At 66.0% G+C, this 18397-nt stretch carries 16 protein-coding genes; 13 read left to right on the top strand and 3 right to left on the bottom strand.

The genetic code is table 11. The features are described from left to right. Positions 1-11: 11 nt before the first annotated feature. Genes gatB through gatC form a run of 3 tightly spaced genes read right to left on the bottom strand, consistent with a single transcriptional unit; the run spans position 12 to position 3235 of the window. Positions 12-1493, bottom strand: coding sequence for an Asp-tRNA(Asn)/Glu-tRNA(Gln) amidotransferase subunit GatB (gatB, locus tag FFS30_RS06465; protein WP_137912244.1), 1482 nt, complete (start codon positions 1491-1493; stop codon positions 12-14). Next, positions 1490-2941: an Asp-tRNA(Asn)/Glu-tRNA(Gln) amidotransferase subunit GatA gene (gatA, locus tag FFS30_RS06460; protein WP_137912243.1), complete on the bottom strand. Its 1452-nt coding sequence runs from the start codon at positions 2939-2941 to the stop codon at positions 1490-1492. The genes gatB and gatA overlap by 4 nt, the downstream gene beginning before the upstream one ends. A gap of 6 nt (positions 2942-2947) precedes the next feature. Beyond that, a complete protein-coding gene (gatC, locus tag FFS30_RS06455; RefSeq protein ID WP_137912242.1) occupies positions 2948-3235 on the bottom strand; it encodes an Asp-tRNA(Asn)/Glu-tRNA(Gln) amidotransferase subunit GatC in 288 nt (95 codons plus the stop codon). Positions 3236-3495: 260 nt separating this feature from the next. On the opposite strand from gatC, the gene FFS30_RS06450 reads away from it, so the two are divergent. The 13 genes from FFS30_RS06450 to FFS30_RS06390 all read left to right on the top strand — a co-directional run bounded on the left by FFS30_RS06450 (position 3496) and on the right by FFS30_RS06390 (position 18308). Then, positions 3496-4542 (top strand): rod shape-determining protein, encoded by a 1047-nt coding sequence (locus tag FFS30_RS06450; protein ID WP_137912241.1) that lies wholly within the window; start codon positions 3496-3498, stop codon positions 4540-4542. Positions 4543-4658: 116 nt separating this feature from the next. After that, complete coding sequence (mreC, locus tag FFS30_RS06445) at positions 4659-5636, top strand: rod shape-determining protein MreC (RefSeq protein ID WP_137912240.1); 978 nt, start codon at positions 4659-4661, stop codon at positions 5634-5636. Then, positions 5636-6124 (top strand): rod shape-determining protein MreD, encoded by a 489-nt coding sequence (mreD, locus tag FFS30_RS06440; protein ID WP_137912239.1) that lies wholly within the window; start codon positions 5636-5638, stop codon positions 6122-6124. Before mreC ends, mreD begins: the two co-directional genes overlap by 1 nt. Position 6125: 1 nt before the next feature. Beyond that, positions 6126-8024, top strand: coding sequence for a penicillin-binding protein 2 (gene mrdA, locus FFS30_RS06435; protein ID WP_249352208.1), 1899 nt, complete (start codon positions 6126-6128; stop codon positions 8022-8024). A gap of 35 nt (positions 8025-8059) precedes the next feature. After that, positions 8060-9145 (top strand): rod shape-determining protein RodA, encoded by a 1086-nt coding sequence (gene rodA, locus FFS30_RS06430; protein WP_137912614.1) that lies wholly within the window; start codon positions 8060-8062, stop codon positions 9143-9145. 81 nt (positions 9146-9226) lie between these two features. Next, entirely contained in the window at positions 9227-10081 is an 855-nt protein-coding gene (locus FFS30_RS06425; protein WP_137912237.1) for a 2OG-Fe(II) oxygenase, read from the top strand. A 76-nt stretch (positions 10082-10157) separates the two neighbouring features. Continuing rightward, a complete protein-coding gene (gene mltB, locus FFS30_RS06420) occupies positions 10158-11177 on the top strand; it encodes a lytic murein transglycosylase B (RefSeq protein ID WP_137912236.1) in 1020 nt (339 codons plus the stop codon). After that, positions 11174-12148, top strand: a complete 975-nt coding sequence (locus FFS30_RS06415; protein ID WP_137912235.1) for a septal ring lytic transglycosylase RlpA family protein — start codon at positions 11174-11176, stop codon at positions 12146-12148. Before mltB ends, FFS30_RS06415 begins: the two co-directional genes overlap by 4 nt. A gap of 120 nt (positions 12149-12268) precedes the next feature. Continuing rightward, entirely contained in the window at positions 12269-13651 is a 1383-nt protein-coding gene (locus FFS30_RS06410) for a D-alanyl-D-alanine carboxypeptidase family protein (protein WP_137912234.1), read from the top strand. After that, complete coding sequence (locus tag FFS30_RS06405) at positions 13651-13956, top strand: DUF493 family protein (protein WP_137912233.1); 306 nt, start codon at positions 13651-13653, stop codon at positions 13954-13956. The genes FFS30_RS06410 and FFS30_RS06405 overlap by 1 nt, the downstream gene beginning before the upstream one ends. Before the next feature lie 144 nt (positions 13957-14100). Next, positions 14101-14802 carry a lipoyl(octanoyl) transferase LipB gene (gene lipB / locus FFS30_RS06400; protein WP_137912613.1) on the top strand — a complete coding sequence of 234 codons (702 nt, stop codon included), beginning with the start codon at positions 14101-14103 and terminating at the stop codon, positions 14800-14802. Beyond that, positions 14799-15824 (top strand): lipoyl synthase, encoded by a 1026-nt coding sequence (gene lipA, locus FFS30_RS06395; RefSeq protein ID WP_171014449.1) that lies wholly within the window; start codon positions 14799-14801, stop codon positions 15822-15824. Before lipB ends, lipA begins: the two co-directional genes overlap by 4 nt. 159 nt (positions 15825-15983) lie before the next feature. Further along, positions 15984-18308, top strand: a complete 2325-nt coding sequence (locus FFS30_RS06390; RefSeq protein ID WP_137912232.1) for a carboxy terminal-processing peptidase — start codon at positions 15984-15986, stop codon at positions 18306-18308. Positions 18309-18397: the final 89 nt, after the last annotated feature.

Raw genomic sequence — 18397 nt, 5'->3', positions numbered from 1 at the left:
GAATACCGGCTTCATTCGCCTTTCAGTTTTTCACGCAGTAACGCATTGAGCTGCTGCGGATTGGCTTGGCCGCGCGTGCGCTTCATCACCTGACCGACGAAGAATTGCAGCAGCTTTTCGTTGCCGCCGCGGAAGTCCGCGAGCTGCGTGGGATACTCGGCGAGCACGGCGTCGATCGCCGCGGCGAGTGCGCCCGAGTCGGAGATCTGCTTGAGGCCGCGTTTCTCGATCACCTCGTCCGCGCTGCCTTCGCCGGTCCACATCGCGGCGAACACGTCCTTGGCGATCTTGCCGGAGATGACACCTTCGCGTACGCGCGTCAGCAACTGCGCGAGCGCGGAGGCGGGCACGCGCGAGGCGTCGATGGTCAGCGCCGCGTCGTTGAGCGCGGCGGAGACTTCGCCGAGGGTCCAGTTCGCCGCGAGCTTCGCTTCACCGGGCAGCGCGGCGAGCACCGCTTCGAAGTAGTCCGCCGTCGCGCGGTCGGCGCAGAGCTGGGTCGCGTCGATTTCGGGCAGGCCGAGTGCGTCGATGTAGCGGACGCGCCGCGCTTCGGGCAGCTCGGGCATGGCCGCTTTGACTGCGGCGATGTCGTCGGCCGTCACTGCGAGCGGCGGCAGGTCGGGGTCGGGGAAGTAGCGGTAGTCGTTGGCGTTTTCCTTGCCGCGCATCGGCCGCGTCTGATGGCGCGTGGGGTCGTAGAGCCGCGTTTCCTGCACGATCTTCTCGCCGTTTTCGAGCGCGCGGATCTGCCGCTCGATCTCGTACTCGATCGCCTTCTCGACGAAGCGGAAACTGTTGACGTTCTTGATCTCGGTGCGCGTGCCGAGCTTGTCGCTGGCGGCCGGGCGCACAGACACGTTGGCGTCGCAGCGGAACGAACCTTCCTGCATATTGCCGTCGCAGACGCCGAGCCAGCGCACCAGAGTGTGCACCGCGCGCATATACGCGACCGCTTCCGCGGCCGAGTACAGCACGGGCTTGGAGACGATTTCGAGCAGCGGGGTGCCGGCGCGATTCAGGTCGATGCCGGTCGCGCCGTGAAATTCCTCGTGCAGCGACTTGCCGGCGTCTTCTTCGAGGTGCGCGCGCTCGATCGCTACCTCGATGACGCGGCCGTCGTCGAGACGCACGGCGAGCGTGCCATCGGCAACCACGGGCAGCTCGTATTGGCTGATCTGGTAGCCCTTCGGCAGATCGGGATAGAAATAGTTCTTGCGTGCGAACACGCTGTGCGGCGCGATGCGCGCGCCGATCGCGAGGCCGAAGCGGATCGCCTTGTCGAGCGCGGCGCGGTTCGGCACGGGCAGGGTGCCCGGCAGGGCGATATCGACGAGGCCCGTATGCGTGTTGGGTTCCGCGCCGTAAGCGGTCGAAGCGCCCGAAAACAATTTCGACTGCGTCGAGAGCTGGGCGTGGATTTCCAGGCCGATCACCGGCTGCCAGCCTGAGAGCTGGGATTCGGGAGGCGGGATGCGCGATGCTGTGCTCATTGCACGCCTCCCGGTGTGCGCAAATGCCAATCCGTCGCGAGCTGAAATTGATGCGCGGCATTGAGCAACGCGCTTTCCGCGAACGCCGGCGCGATCAGTTGCAGGCCGACCGGCAGGCCTTCGCTGAATCCGGCTGGCAGCGAGATCGCGGGCAGGCCGGCCAGGTTGACTGCGACCGTGTTGACGTCCTCGGCGTACATCGCGAGCGGATCGGAGGTCTTCTCGCCGATCTTGAAGGCGACCGTCGGCGTGGTCGGTCCCGCGATCAGATCGACCGACTTGAACGCCGCGCTGAAATCGTTCGCGATCAGACGGCGCACGCGCTGGGCGCGCAAGTAATAGGCATCGTAATAGCCGGCCGACAACGCATAGGTACCCACGAGAATGCGGCGCTTCACTTCCGCACCGAAGCCCTCGGCGCGCGTGCGCGTGTACAAGTCTTCGAGCGACTTCGGCTCTTTCGCCGCATAGCCGTAGCGCACGCCGTCGTAGCGCGCAAGATTGCTCGACGCCTCGGCCGGCGCGATCACGTAGTAAGCCGGAATCGCGAGCGCCGCGCTCGGCAGCGAAATCTCGACGAGCGCGGCGCCGAGTTTTTCGTATTCCTTGAGCGCGGCGTGCACGGCCGCACCGACGCCTGCGGCCACGCCGGCGCCGAAATATTCGCGCGCAACGCCGATGCGCAGGCCTTGCAGCGGCTTCGCCAGCGTGCCGGCATAGTCGTCGACCACGCGGTCTGCGCTGGTTGCGTCGCGGCCGTCATGGCCGGCGATTGCGGCGAGCACGTGGGCGCAGTCGGCGGCCGAGCGCGCGAGTACGCCGCCGCAGTCGAGACTCGACGCGTAGGCGATCATGCCGAAGCGCGAAACGCGGCCGTAGGTCGGCTTCAGGCCGGTGATGCCGCAGAACGCCGCGGGCTGACGGATCGAACCGCCCGTATCGGTACCGGTCGCATACGGCACGATGCCGGCAGCGACCGCGGCGGCCGAGCCGCCCGAAGAGCCCCCCGGCACACGCGCCGCGTCCCAGGGATTCTTGGTTGCGCCGAAGAACGAATTCTCGGTCGACGAGCCCATCGCGAACTCGTCCATATTGGCCTTGCCGATCGACACGGCCGCGACAGCCGCGAGCTTCTCGACCACGGTTGCATCGTATGGCGGCACGAAATGTTCGAGCATGCGCGAGGCGCAGGTCGTGCGCAGGCCGTTCGTGCAAAAAATGTCTTTGTGTACAAATGGAATGCCGGCCAGCGCAGACGGCGAGCCGTTGGCGAGGGCTGCATCGGCGCGTTCGGCCGCGGCGAGCGCGCCGGCTTCGTCGATCGTGACGAGGGCATTCAGGTCGGCATGACTCGCCTTCGCCGCGGCGAAGGCGTCGCGGGTCAATTGAACCGCCGAAGTGTTGCGCTCGCGCAAGGTCTGCGCGAGTTGCGCTATCGAAGAGCTCATTGCCGTTTATTCGAGAACTTTGGGAACGAGATAGAGACCGCCGCGCGCATCGGGCGCGAGCGCGAGGAACGCATCGGCGCGATCGGGCTCGGTCACCGCGTCGGTGCGGAACGCGAGCATCTCCTCGTGCGGATGTGCCATCGGCGCGACGCCGTCGATCTGCGCCGCAGCGAGCTGGTCGGCGAGGCCGAGCACGCCGTTGAGTTCGCCGGCGATCGGCGCCAGCTCGTCGTCGGAGACGGCGAGCCGCGCAAGGCGGGCGATGTGGCGCACGGTGGCGGCGTCGATGGACATGGCGGAGCGGGGCGCGGCGATACGGGATTTGGAAGCATCGCTGATTTGCCTTGTGCGGGCAAGGCGCGCACGGCTCGGCGACGGCGCTGCGCAAGCCTGTTGCCGATCGCGAATCGCCGATCCCGAATCTCGCCCTGATCCCCGAAATTGCCCGCAATTTAACAGCATTTTTCCTTGCTTCGCCCCAAGGCGCTTACTACACTGTCGCGCTTTTCTTCCAAGACGCGGCTTCACCGTTTCGAGCGGTACGGAATTTCCTAATGTTCAAAGGTTTACGCGGGCTTTTCTCCAACGATCTGTCGATCGATCTGGGCACGGCGAACACTCTCATTTATGTGCGCGGCCAAGGCATCGTGCTGAATGAGCCCTCGGTCGTCGCGATCCGCCAGGACCGCGGTCCGGGCGGTCCGCGCTCGGTCGCCGCGGTGGGTGCCGACGCCAAGCGCATGCTCGGCCGCACGCCGGCGGCGATCACCACGATCCGGCCGATGAAGGACGGCGTCATCGCCGACTTCACGATGACCGAGGAGATGCTCAAGCAGTTCATCAAGAAGGTGCACAAGGCGCGCATGTTCCGGCCGAGTCCGCGCGTGCTCGTCTGCGTGCCCTGCGGCTCGACCCAGGTCGAGCGCCGCGCGATCAAGGAGTCGGCCGAGTCGGCCGGCGCGCGCGACGTCTATCTGATCGAAGAACCCATGGCCGCCGCGATCGGCGCCGGCATCCCGGTGCACGAGGCGCGCGGCTCGATGGTGCTCGACATCGGCGGCGGCACGTCGGAAGTCGCGGTCATCTCGCTCAACGGCATCGTCTACTCGCAGTCGGTGCGTATCGGCGGCGACCGCTTCGACGAAGCGATCATCAACTACGTGCGCCGCAACCACGGCACCCTGGTCGGCGAATCGACCGCGGAACGCATCAAGGTCGAGATCGGCTGCGCGTTCAAGCAGGACGAGGCGAAAGAGATCGAGATCTCCGGCCGCAACCTTGCCGAAGGCGTGCCGCGCATGATCAAGATCAACTCGAACGAAGTGCTCGAAGCGCTGCACGAACCGCTCGGCGGCATCGTCGCCGCGGTGCGCGTCGCGCTCGAACAGACCCCGCCCGAACTCTGCGCCGACGTCTACGAGCGCGGCATCGTGCTGACCGGCGGCGGCGCCCTGCTCAAGGACCTCGACCGCCTGATCTCCGAGGAAACCGGCCTGCACGTGCACGTCGCCGACGATCCGCTGACCTGCGTCGCGCGCGGCGGCGGCCGCGCGCTGGAACTCGTCGACCAGCACGGCGGCGATTTCTTCGCAGCGGAATAGCGCCGCGATTCGGGATGGAGACTCGGGATTCGGAAAGCGCGTGAGAGACTATCGGAACGACGACTCGGCGGGCTTTTCCGACTCTCCCATTCCGCATCCCTGACTCCGGCTCTTGAATGGCCATCCCCGCCAACAACACGGCACCGCTGTTCGGCGAAGGCGCATCGAGCACATTGCGTCTCGTGGTCTACCTGGTCATCGCGGTCGCACTGATGATCGCGGACCGGCGCGGGGACTGGCTCGAACGCTTCCGCGCCGCGGCCGGCACCTTCATCGAACCGATCTACCGGCTTGCCGCGGCGCCGTCCGAGTTGGCGCGCGACGCGCGCGTCGCCCTCGCCGACCGGCGCGTGCTGACCGAGCAGAACGCCGAATTGAGCCGCCAACTGCTGCTCGCGCAGACGCGGCTGCGCCGCGTCGAGGCCGTGCAGGAGCAGAATCAGCGCCTGCAGGAACTGCTCTCGGTGCAGAAGACTCTCGGCTTGTCTGTGCAGCTCGCCAAGGTGATCGACGTCGATTTCGGCCCTTATCGGCGCAATACGATCATGCTCGATCTCGGCAGCGACAACGGCATCAAGATCGGCCAGCCGGTGATCGATGCGCGCGGGCTGCTCGGCCAGATCGTCGAAGTGCGTCCGCGCAGTTGCACGGTGCTGCTGATCTCGGACAAATCGCATGCGGTGCCGGTGCGCATCGAACGCACCGGCCTGCGCACGATCGTGCGCGGCAACGGCACGCTGGATACGCTGGATCTGCCGAACATTCCGATCAGCGCCGACATAAAGCCCGGCGACAAGCTCGTCACCTCGGGCCTCGGCGGGCGCTTCCCCGCGGACTTTCCGGTCGGTGTCGTCCGCTCGGTCGGCAACGACTCGACCGGCATGTTCGCCGCGGCCAAGGCCACGCCCGATGCCACGCTGGACCGCAGCGCCGAGGTGCTCGTCCTGCATGAGCTCGCCAACCCGGTAGGACCGCCCGCGCAGGCCGAGGAGTTCGGACCGCCGGCCGCGCTCGCGGGCAGCGATGAGCCCGCGCCGCCGGCCACCACGCCGCCGGCACCGGTCGAAGACCCGGCCAAGCAGGGAGAGCCCTGATGCGCGTACGCGGTCTCAACTGGCTGTTCTTGGGCGGCATTGTCGCGAGCTTCGTGCTTCAGCTCATGCCGCTGCCGGCAGTGCTGCTGCCGTTCAAGCCTTACTGGCTCGCGCTCGTATTGATCTACTGGATGATCGAACTGCCCGAGAAAGTGCCGCTCGGCCTCTGCTTCGCACTCGGCATCGTCGCCGACCTGGTCGGCGGCGAAGTGCTTGGCGAGCAGGCGATGCGCTTGTGCATTCTCTGCTTCATCGTGCTGCGCTTTCGCTCGCGCCTGCGGTTTTTCCCGATGTGGCAGCAGACGCTGGCGGTGTTCGCGCTCTTGCTCAACGACCGCATCGTCTACCTGATGGTGCACGCGATCGCCGGCGATCCGCCGCCCGATCTCGATTTCTGGTTCGCGCCGGTGGCCGGCATGCTCGCGTGGCCCTGGCTGTTCCTGTTGCTGGACGACTTGCGCGCGCGCCTGCGCGCGGGCGATACCTGAGATGAATCTGCCGAGCATGCGCATGCGCCTCAGGAATGCCCGCGCCGACGCGGAAACGTTCCGTGCGCGCGCCATCGTCGGCTTTCTCGTCATCGTGCTCTGTCTCGGCGCGCTGGTCTCGCGCTATGTGTTCCTGCAGGTCTATCGCGGCGCGGAATTCGGCCAGACCTCGGACAAGCAGCGCATCTCGGTGCGCAGCGTGCCGCCGGTTCGCGGTTTGATCTACGACCGCAACGGCGTGCTGCTCGCCGACAACATCGCCGCGTTCAGGCTGGAAATCGTGCCCGAGACGGTCGAAGGCGGGCGCAAGGGTCTCGACAAGCTGCTTGCCGAGCTCGGCGACGTCATCGCGATCAGCGCCGACGACATCGAGCGCTTCCGCGCCGCGCGTGCGAAGAAAAAAGCGTTCGAGAACGTGCCGCTGCGGCTCAAGCTCAGCGAGGACGAGATCGCGCGCTTCTCGGTCAACCGCTGGCGCTTTCCGGGCGTGGAAATCGCGCCCTACCTGACGCGCGCCTATCCTCTCGGGCCGAATTTCGCCCACGCCGTCGGTTACGTCGGCCGCATCGACATCAATGAACTCACGCGGCTCGACCCGAACGACTACGCCGGCACCACGCACATTGGCAAGACCGGCGTCGAACGCTGGTACGAGGATGACCTGCACGGCGCACCGGGCAGTGAAACGGTCGAGGTCGACGTCAACGGCCAGGTGCGCAGAAAGCTCGACACCATCGCGCCCACGCCGGGCAAGAACCTGTACCTGTCGATCGATGCGCGCCTGCAGCGCGCGGCCGAGGAAGCGCTTGGCCCGCGCCTCGGTGCAGTCGTCGCGATCGATCCGCGCAACGGCGAGGTGCTCGCCCTGGTCAGCGAACCCGAGTTCGATCCGAATTTGTTCGTCAACGGCATCAGCCGCGCCGACTACGCTCTGCTGACCGAAGACCCGCGCAAGCCCCTGCTCAACCGCGCGATCGCGGGCGGCTTCATTCCCGGCTCGACGGTAAAGCCCTACGTCGCCGCCGCCGGTCTCGAACTCGGTGTGCGCACGCCGTCCGATACCGTGGTCTCCACCGGCGAGTACCACATTCCCGGACAGAAGCGCGGCTATCGCGACGACTTCGCAGCGGGCCGCGTCGACCTCAAGCTCGCGCTGGCCTGGTCGGTCAACACGTATTTTTATTCGCTCGCCTACGAACTCGGCATCGATCGTTTGAGCGGCTTTCTCGCCAAGTTCGGCTTCGGCGCGAAGACCGGCATCGACGTCGCCGGCGAAGGCGTCGGCGTGTTGCCCTCGGCCGAATGGCTGCGGCAGACGCGCAACCAGCCGTGGTTCGCCGGCTACACGGTCAACGCCGGCTTCGGCCAGGGTTTCTGGGTGGTCACGCCGATCCAGCTCGCGCATGCGCTGACCGTGGTCGCGGCGAAGGGCGCGAACCGTCCGCCGCACGTGCTGCACGCGACCCAGACTGGCATCGGTGCGCCGGTGCAATTGGCGCCGCTGCCTCTGCCGGGCCCGAACGTGGGCACGCGCGCGAGCACCTGGAAAGCGATCGAAGAGGGCATGTGGCTCGCGGTGAACGGGCCGCCGCCGAGTACGGTGAGCGGGCTCGGCAAGGAATTTCCCTACGCGATCGCGGGCAAGACCGGCACGGCCGAGCGCTTCTCGCGTTTCGACGAAAGCTGGACCTATATCGCGACCTCGTCCGCGGACCGCCATCAAGTTCTGTTCGAGTGCTTCACGCCGGCCGAGGATCCGCGCATTGCCGTCGTCGTCGCGCTCGAAGCGGGCAAGAGCGGCGCTTCCGATGCCGCGCCGATCGCGCGCAAGATCCTCGACGCCTGGCTCAAGTACGCCGACGACGTACCGGTGCGCCGCGTCGCGGAGGCGGCGCCGTGATCCTCGCGCTCGAAGGCTTCGGCCTGCATCTGCGTATGTTCGCGCGGCGCTGGCTGCGCCCGCCTGCGCTCGACTGGCCGCTCGCCTGCGCGCTGCTGCTGCTCGCCGGCGTCGGTCTCGTCAATCTCTACAGCGCGGGCGCGCCGGACACGAAAGTGGCGTTCAACCAGGGCGCGCGCTTTCTAATTGGCGCAACGCTGATGGTGCTGATCTCGCGCATCTCGCCGCAGAGCCTGCGCAAGTGGACGCCGTGGCTCTATGCCGGCAGCGTGCTGCTCCTGCTCGTCGTCGCGGTCATGGGCGAAGGCCGCGGCGCGCATCGTTGGCTCGATCTCAAGATATTTCGTTTCCAGCCGTCGGAGCTGTCCAAGCTGACCATGCCGATGATGGCGGCCTGGGTGTTGAGCCGCGGCGAACTGCCGCCGCGTTTCGCCTCGCTCGCGCTGGTCGGCCTGCTGATCGCGATTCCGGCCGGGCTGATCGCCAAGCAGCCCGATCTCGGCACGGCGCTGCTCGTCGTCGCCAGCGGCATGTTCGTGATCTTCCTCGCCGGCATGGCCTGGTGGCGCATCGGCTTGGTCGCCGCGGCTGCCGCTGCAGCCGCGCCGGTGGCCTGGCATTTCATGCACGACTACCAGAAGAAGCGCCTGTTCACTTTCCTCGATCCGGCTGCCGACCGGCTCGGCGACGGCTGGCACATCATGCAGAGCGAAATCGCGGTCGGCTCGGGCGGCATCTGGGGCAAGGGCTGGCACCAGGGCACGCAGTCTGCGCTCGAATTCCTGCCCGAACACACCACCGACTTCGCTTTCGCGGTGTTTTCCGAGGAATGGGGACTGGTCGGCGTCGCCGCGGTGATCCTGCTTTACATCTTCATCGTCGGCCGCGGGCTGATGATCGCGGCGAACGCGCGTGACACCTACTCGCGCCTGCTCGCCGGCTCGATCAGCATGTCGTTCTTCGTCTACGTCATGGTCAACGGTGGCATGGTCGCCGGGATTCTGCCCGTGGTCGGTGTGCCGATGCCGTTGATCAGCTATGGCGGTACGTCGGTCGTCGCGCTGCTTGCGGGCTTCGGCATGCTTATGTCGATTCACAACAACCGGCGTTCGCCGCATTGATCCCTGAACGCGCCTTCAATACTTTTGCTTGAGAGTGCAGCGCAAATTGAAAACAGGTTCGAGGTGTTTTAAGTTCGCCGCATGAGCAAGATCAACGTCAGCGCCGAAGCCAAGCAATGGATCGTCAACCGCATGCTCGCGGGCGCGAGCGGCGACCAGGTGATCGCCGAACTCGCCGCCGCGGGCTGGCAGCGCAAGGCGGCGAGCGACGCGCTCGCGGTCGTCGTCGCCGAGAATGCGAAAGCGCGCGTCGCGGCGGCGTCGAACGGCAAGCTGACCGAAGGTGTGCCCGAGCCCGATACCGAAAAAATGCCGCTGTCGCTCGATGCCGGCGACCGCCAGGTGAAGGTGCTGGTCGAGTTGAAGGCACCGCGCGTGGTCGTATTCGGCGATCTGTTGAGCGCAGAGGAATGCGCCGCCTTGATCGCCGCCGCGCAGCCGCGCATGGCGCGCTCGGAGACGGTGAACCGGCAGACCGGCGAGTATCAGGTCGATGCCGCGCGCACGAGCCGCGGCATGTTCTTCCAGCGCGGTGAGAGCGAGCTGCATATGCGCATCGAAAACCGCATCGCGAAACTGCTCAACTGGCCCGCGGAAAACGGCGAGGGCCTGCAGGTGCTGCATTATCAGCCCGGCGCCGAGTACGAACCACACTACGACTACTTCGATCCGGCCGATCCCGGTACGCCGGCACTGACGCGCCGCGGTGGCCAGCGCGTGGCGAGCCTGATCATCTACCTCAACACACCGCAGAACGGCGGCGCGACGACATTCCCGGACGTCGGCCTGTCGGTGCTGCCGCAGCAGGGCAATGCGGTGTTCTTCAGCTACGCGCAGCCGCATCCGTCGACGCAGACTCTGCACGGCGGTGCGCCAGTCTCCATGGGCGAAAAATGGATTGCGACCAAGTGGCTGCGCCAGCGCGTGTTTGCTTAACGGCCGTTCGGCTTTCGCGCCACGCCGGCGGCACGGCATGTTAACCTCGCCGCACTTCTTCCCGCCGGTTCGATCGATGACTTTTCGCGTAGTTTTCTGGTGCGCCTGCCTCGCGTTCGCTTCGTTGGCCGCGCATGCGCGTGCCTACGATCCGCCTACGCCTGCACAGGTCACCGCAGCGCAGAAGCAGTTCGCAGCCGATCTCGCGCGCGATACCGATCTGTCCGAAGCCGACATCCTCGCCACGCTCGCGAAGGCGCGCTATCAGCAGTCGATCATCGATGCGATCTCGCGTCCGGCCGAGTCGAAATCATGGCGCGAGTACCGGCCGATCTTTTTGACCGATGCGCGCATCGACGGCGGCGTGGCGTTCTACCGCGCCAACCGCAGCCTGTTCGATCGCGTCGAGAAGGAATTCGGCGTTCCCGCGCCGATTCTCGTCGCGATTATCGGCGTGGAGACGAACTACGGACGCACGCCGACGCGCTATCGCGTGCTCGATGCGCTGACCACGCTCGGTTTCTACTATCCGCCGCGCGCCGATTTTTTCCGCGGTGAGCTGCGCCAACTGTTCCTGCTGCACGGGACGACTTTTCCGTATCCGATCGAAAGCCTGATGGGTTCGTACGCTGGCGCGATGGGCTGGGGCCAGTTCATGCCCTCGTCGATCGCCAAGTTCGCGCGCGACGAGGACGGCGACGGCAAGATCGATCTGTGGAATTCGCTGCCCGACATTGTCGCGAGCATCGCCAACTATTTCGTCGGCAACGGCTGGCAGACCGGCGGCCCGGTTGCGGTGCGTGCCAAGGTCAGCGCCAACGCGCGCGCGGTGACGCCGGAGAATCTCAAGCCGGTCTACACCGTGCAGCAACTCGCCGAGTGGGGCTATACGCCTGCCGGGAAGACCGACGCGGGCAAGGACACGCCGGCGACGCTGATCAAGCTCGAAGGCGAAGACGGCCCTGAAGTCTGGATCACGTTCCAGAACTTCTACGCGATCTCGCGCTACAACCGCAGCCCGCTGTACAGCCTTGCGGTCTATCAGCTCAGCCAGGAAATCGCCGCCCAGGTCGGCGGCAAGCCCGCGGCCAAATGAAGCGAGGCGAGGCCGCCATGCTGCTGCGCGCGGGAGCCGCGGCCGCGTTGCTGCTGTTGGCGGGTTGCGGCGGGCACAAGCCGGTGAAGCGCGGATCGGCATCATCTAGCTCGGACGACGTGTCGCGTCCACAATCGAAGCGCTACGCTCAGGACAGCGATTCCGGTCCCGGCGGTCCGCCGCCCGATCTCAGCAAGATTCCCGAGCCCGTACCGAAGGCCGAGGCGCGCTCGGTCTACGGCAACAAATCGCCCTACGAAGTGCTCGGCAAGACCTATTCCGTGCTGCCGAGTGCGTCGGGCTACGTCGAGCGCGGCATCGCCTCGTGGTACGGCAACAAGTTCCACGGCTACACCACGTCGAACTTCGAGAAGTACGACATGTACGCGTTCAGTGCCGCGCACAAGACTCTGCCGCTGCCGAGCTACGCGCGCGTGACCAATCTCGACAACGGCGCGAGCGTGATCGTGCGCGTCAACGACCGCGGACCGTTCGCCGAGAACCGCGTCATCGACCTGTCCTACGTCGCCGCGCTCAAGCTCGGCATCTGGCAGAAGGGCACGGGTCTCGTCGAAGTGCGTGCGATCGATCCGGATCATCCCGATCGCGATCCGATCGCGCGTGCGCCTGCACGCGCCGCGGCGCCTGCGCCGGTCCCGCCTGCGGCCAGCGCGCCGCCGGGGCGGCCCGAGCCGCGCGTCGCCTCCGCCGCGCCGCCCGAAAAAATCCACAAACCCGCGCTATATCTCCAGGTCGGCGCGTATTCGGACCAGACCAACGCTGAGCGCGCCGCGACGACCGTGCGCAATGCGCAACTCGGCGCGGTGCGCGTGGTCGAGGGCACCTCGAACGGTCGCGCGGTGCGGCGCGTGCGTATCGGGCCGCTGCGCGATGTCGACGAGGCCGACGCGCTGACCCCGAAAGTGCGTGCGCTCGGCCTCGGCGAGCCGCGCGTGGCGATCGACGACTGAAGCGCGAAAGTCGTCGTGTTCAGCCTTGACGTGTAAAATTCGCTGGTCCGGAGCGGGTTTTGCTCGTGCCTCGCCCCCGCAACCGCGCGCGGGGCCAGCCAGAATGGAATATTTCGAGAAATGAAGAATCTGCAATTCGTACAAAAAGCTGCATTGTGTATTTTTACCGCCGCCGCCCTGATCGTTGCGGCGCCGGAGGCGGGTGCGGTCAAGCACCGGCGCCAGCAGGCGCAGCAGAAGCAGGAGCAGAAAAGCGCCGAGCAGCAGAAGTCCGAAGACGCAGCTGCCGCCGAAGCGCTGCCCGTGCAGCCCGCCACGCCGATGCCGGGCGCGAATGCGCTCAACGTGCCGGTGCCGCCGCAGCCGCAGCTCAATGCGAAGAGCTGGGTGCTGATGGACTTCACCAGCGGCCAGGTTCTTGCCGGCGACAATATCGACACGCGCGTCGAGCCGGCCTCGATCACCAAGGTGATGACGTCCTATGTCGTTTCCGCCCAGCTCGCCGCGGGCAAGGTGAAGATGGACGACGAGGTCTACATCAGCGAGAACGCTTGGCGCGGCGGCGGTGCGAGCACGGACGGCTCGACCAGCTTCCTCAAGCTCAATTCCAAGGTGCCGCTCAAGGACCTGCTCTACGGCATGATCATCCAGTCGGGCAACGATGCGGCGATCGCGCTGGCCGAGCACGTCGCCGGCTCCGAGCAGACCTTCGCCGCGCTGATGAACCAGTACGCGCAGCAGCTCGGCATGACCGGTACGCACTACGTCAATCCGACCGGCCTGCCGTCGCCCGACGAGTACACGACGGCGCGCGACATTGCGCTACTTTCGCGCGCGCTGATCCACAACTATCCCGAGGAATACAAGATCTACTCGATCAAGGAATTCGAGTGGAACGGGATCACCCAGCACAACCGCAATTCGCTGCTGTGGCGCGATTCGACGGTCGACGGAATCAAGACCGGCCACACTAAGGACGCGGGCTTCTGCCTCGCCACCTCGGCCAAGCGCGGCGACCAGCGCCTGATCGCGGTGGTCATGGGCACGGGCAGCGAGAAAGAGCGCGCCGACGCCAACCAGACCGTGCTCAACTACGGCTTCCGCTTCTTCGAGACGCACAAGCTGTTCGACGGAAACAAGGCTTTGGCGTCGCCGGCGCTATGGCGCGGGGCCAACGACAGCGCGGCGCTCGGTCTCGCCGAGGACATGCTGATCACCCTGCCGCGCGGACGCTACAAGGATCTTAAGCCGACGATGGACATGCCGAGCCGCCTGATCGCGCCGTACACCAAGGGCCAGCAGGTCGGCACGGTGCGCGTGAAGCTCGACGACAAGGTCCTCGTCGAACGCCCGCTCGTCGTGCTAGAAGAGCAGCCCGAAGGTGGCTTCTGGCGCCGTTTCATCGACGGCATCGTGCTGTTCTTCAAGAGCGCGCCGACCACGGAAACCGCGCCGGTCGGCACGGCGACGGTCGGTAATCCCCAACCTGCCCCGATCAAGTGATGAAGAAATTCGACCCGCACGAACTCGAGAAAATCCACGCGGAGAATCCCGGCCAGGGCTTCCAGTTCCCCGGCGCGTTCGAGATCACCGCGGTCGGCCACGCCAATGCGGGTCTCGAGCAGCGCGTGCCCGCGCTGATCGCCGGCCTCGGCCTGGCCGTGCTCGACGGCTCCGAGCGCGTGCGGCCGTCGAGCAACGGCAACTTCGTCTCGGTCAGCGTCACCTTCACCTGTCCTTCGCGTGAGATGTACGAGGCGGCGCATGCGGCCCTGCGCGAGGATGCGGCGGTGAAGTGGACGCTTTGAGAGCCGGGATTCGGGATTGGAGATTCGGGATACGTCGAAAGCAAGGCGCGCCTGCCCGCGCGCTTGATATTCGCGCTATCACCGGCATCTAGAAATTCCGAACCGATTGCAGGCCCGGCTGTGTCCGCTCTTCCCGAATCCCGAATCTCCAATCCCGAATCCCGGCTTCTGGTGCGTCGCTTCCCCGGCCTTTCGCCGTACGAACCGGTCTGGCGCGCGATGCAGGCGTTCACCGACACGCGCAGCGCGGAAACGACCGACGAACTCTGGCTGGTCGAGCATCCGCCCGTGTTCACGCTCGGCCAGGCCGGCAAATGGGAACACGTGCTCATGCCGGGGGAGATTCCGGTCGTGCCGGTCGACCGCGGCGGCCAGGTGACCTACCACGGCCCCGGCCAGATCGTCGCCTACCCGCTGATCGACCTGCGCCGGCTCAAGCTCGGCATCCGCGAGCTGGTCAACCGCATCGAGCAGGCGATCATCGACACGCTGGCGACCTGGAATATCGAGGCCGCACGAAAACTCGGCGCCCCGGGCGTCTACGTCGCCGGCGCCAAGGTCGCCGCGCTCGGCTTGCGCGTGCGCCGCGGCTGTACCTTCCACGGCCTCGCGTTCAACGTGAACATGGACCTGGAACCGTTCCATCGCATCAATCCCTGCGGTTACGAAGGACTCGCCGTGACCCAGCTCATGGACCTCGGCGGCCCGTCCGCGCTGGCCGACGTGGAAGCCGAACTCGTCGCCCAATTGGCCCTGCAGCTCGGCCTGACCGTTCAGATTGCGCCGCCGCCCGTGACCTCCGGTGCTGGCGCGGCCCCCTCCGTGGATGTTAGCGTGCACGCATGAATTCCCTCGATAAGACCATTCCGATTGCCCTGGTGAACGACGCGGTCGTCGCGAACGCCGCACCGATCCGCACCGGCGAGAAACTGCTCGGCGAAAACAAGATTGCGCGCAATCGCGCCGGTTTCGACTCGGGTGCGCCGGTGCTGCGCAAGCCCGACTGGATCCGCGTACGCATCCCGCCCGGCAACGCCGTGGCCAAGCTCAAGTCGAAATTGCGCGCGAACCGCCTCGTCACGGTCTGCGAAGAAGCCTCGTGCCCGAACATCCATGAATGTTTCGGCAAGGGCACCGCGACCTTCATGATCCTCGGCGAAGTCTGCACGCGCCGCTGCTCGTTCTGCGACGTCGCCCACGGCCGGCCGAAGCCGCCCGATGCCGAAGAGCCGCGCCATCTCGCCGAGACGATCCGCGATATGGGCCTGCGCTATGTCGTCGTCACCTCGGTCGATCGCGACGATCTGCGCGACGGCGGCGCCCAGCATTTCGCCGACTGCATCCGCGAGGTGCGCGCGCTCAATCCGACCATCAAGCTCGAAATCCTCACCCCCGATTTCCGCGGCAAGGGCCGCATGGAGCGCGCGCTCGAAGTGTTCAAGGACATGCCGCCCGACGTGTTCAACCACAACCTCGAAACGGTGCGCGAGCTGTATCCGAACGTGCGCCCCGGCGCCGACTACGACTGGTCGTTAAGCCTGCTTAAACGCTTTAAGGCGCAGCATCCGGATGTGCCGACGAAGTCGGGCATCATGCTCGGCCTCGGCGAAACGGAAGCGCAGGTGCACGGCGCGTTGAACGATCTGCGCGCGCACGATGTCGATATGGTGACGATCGGCCAGTACCTGCAGCCGACCCCGCATCATCATCCCGTGCTGCGCTACTGGACGCCGGCGGAGTTCGACGCCCTGGCCGAATACGGCCACAAGCTCGGCTTCGAGCATGTCGCTTCGGGTCCGCTAGTACGCTCGTCGTACCACGCCGACCAGATGGCACATGCGGCAGGATTCGTCGAAGAAGTGGCTTGAAGCGAAAGAATTGAAAATGGCGGCGAGGGACGGCCGCTTCGTGATCTTCGCGTTCGAGGACGAACGCAGCAACAAACCAAAGTGCGGCCATGGATGACCGCTTCGTGATCCCGCGCGCACGGATGGACGCAAACGCAACGCTTTCGGAGATCGGTAGAAATGTTAGTGCGTAATCGCAAGGCCCTTTGGATCGCGCCGACCATTCTGGCCGCGGCGCTCGCTGCGGCGACGGTTTTCGCCAAGCCCGCCGGCGACGTCGCGACGTCGATCGCGCTCAAACCGACGGCCGACCAGGCCGATGCCGCGCAGATGGCGATGCGCATTCTTTCGCGCATGCACTACAAGCCTGAAGCCTTCGACACGAAGATGTCGCAGCAGGTGTTCGACCGCTATCTCGACCAGCTCGATCCCGATCGCATGCTGTTCACGCAGGCCGACATCGACCGCTTCATGCCGATGCGCGACAAGCTCGGTGATGCGATCCGCGACAAGGATCTCTCGGCCCCGTTCGCGATCTTCAACCTCTACGTCCAGCGCCTCGCCGAGCGCACCGCGTTCGTGCGCGCCGAGCTGAAGAAGGGCTTCGACTTCACCAAGGAAGAAAGCTACCAGTACCAGCGCGAGAAGGCGCCGTGGGTCGCGACCGAAGCTGAGGTCAACGACCTCTGGCGCAAGCGCGCGAAGAACGACTGGTTGCGCCTGAAACTCGCTGGCAAAGACGAGATGAAGATCCGCGAGATGCTCGATAAGCGCTACGCGAACTATACCGAGCGCATGCGCCAGCTGACGGGCGAGGATGCGTTCTCGCTGTTCCTCAACGCGTATGCGATGACGATCGAGCCGCACACCAATTATCTGAGCCCGCGCCAGGCCGAGAACTTCGAAATCCAGATGAAGCTCTCGCTCGAAGGCATCGGCGCGGTGCTGCAGCGCGACGACGACTACACCGCGATCCGCGAAGTCGTGCCGGGCGGCCCGGCCGCGTTGTCGGGCAAGGTCAAGGTCGGCGACCGCATCGTCGGCGTCGGCCAGGGCGATCACGGTCCGGTCACCGACGTGATTGGCTGGCGTCTGGACGACGTCGTCGAGAAGATCCGCGGCGCCAAGGACACCACGGTGCGCCTGGAAATTCTGCCCGCCGACACGGGCCCCGACGGCAAGCACGTCACGATCGCGCTCGTGCGCAAGAAGGTAGCGGTCGAGGAACAGGCGGCGAAGAGTTCGGTCATCGAGACCAAGGACGGCGAGGTCTCGCACAAGATCGGCGTGATCACCCTGCCGACCTTCTACCAGGACTTCGAAGCGCGCCGCCGCGGCGACTCGAACTACAAGAGCGCCACGCGCGACGTTGCCAACCTGATCGCCGATCTGAAGAAGCAGAACGTCGAAGGCGTGCTGATCGACCTGCGCAACAACGGCGGCGGTTCGCTCGACGAAGCGACCGGCCTGACCGGCCTGTTCATCGACAAGGGCCCGGTCGTGCAGGTGCGCAGCGCAAACGGCCGCATCGACGAGCACGAAGACCGTCGCGGCGGCATGGTCTGGTCGGGCCCGCTCGCAGTGCTGGTCAATCGCAACTCGGCGTCGGCGTCGGAAATCTTCGCCGCCGCGATCCAGGACTACGGCCGCGGCATGATTCTCGGCGAGCCGACGTTCGGCAAGGGCACGGTGCAGAGTCTCTACGATCTCGACCAGCTCTACGGCAACGAGAAGCCGATCTACGGCGAGCTCAAGATGACTATCCAGCAGTTCTTCCGCATCAACGGCGGATCGACCCAGCTGCGCGGCGTTACCCCCGACATCAAGTTCCCGGTCACGGGCGACTTCGCCCAGAACGGCGAACAGTCCTTCGACAATGCGCTGCCGTGGACGTCGATCCCGGCGGCCGACTACGCGCCGGCCGGTGACCTCAAGTCGCTCGCGCCGCTGCTCGCCGCGCGCCATGACAAGCGCGCCGAGAGCGACAAAGAGTGGCTCGCCTATCAGGCCGACGTGAGCGACGTGCGCAAGCTGCGCGAGGACAAGACCATCTCGCTCAACGAAGCAGCGCGGCGCAAGGAGCGCGACGAGCAGGAAGCCAAGCGCCGTGAGCGCCATCCCGATCAATTCGCCGATGCGGCGACACCGGCCGGCAAGCCCGCTGCCGCGGGCGCAAAGCCGGTCGCCAATGCCGATGACCGCAAGGCGGCGGACGATCCGGACGGCGTCAATCAGTCGGCGAAGATCGGCTCGACGAATGCCGCGAAAACGGTCAGGCGCGGTGGCGACAACTCGAATCAGGACGACGGCCTGCAGGCCGACGAACGCAGCCTCAAGTCCGACCTCGCCGAGGAAAAGCGGCGCAAGGCACTGAAGGACGTCGTCCTCAACGAGGCCGCGCATATCGTCGCCGACGAAGTCGACTTGCTGCGCGCCGACACCAAGCTCGCCGCGCAAGTATTGCCGCGCGGTGCGACGGCGCCGAGCAAAGATGCGGTCAACTGATTCGCGCTACGCCACGCGCCCGGCTCGCCGTCGAGGCAACCGGTCCGCATGGCGAGGCAATGTGAAGTACGCTTGAGAACTGAAAAAGA

It is taken from the genome of Rudaea sp. 3F27F6 (assembly GCF_005503555.1).
Classification (GTDB): domain Bacteria; phylum Pseudomonadota; class Gammaproteobacteria; order Xanthomonadales; family Rhodanobacteraceae; genus Rudaea.
The sequence above is the reverse complement of the archived record's forward strand: the minus strand, read 5'-3'. Positions and strand labels throughout refer to the sequence as shown.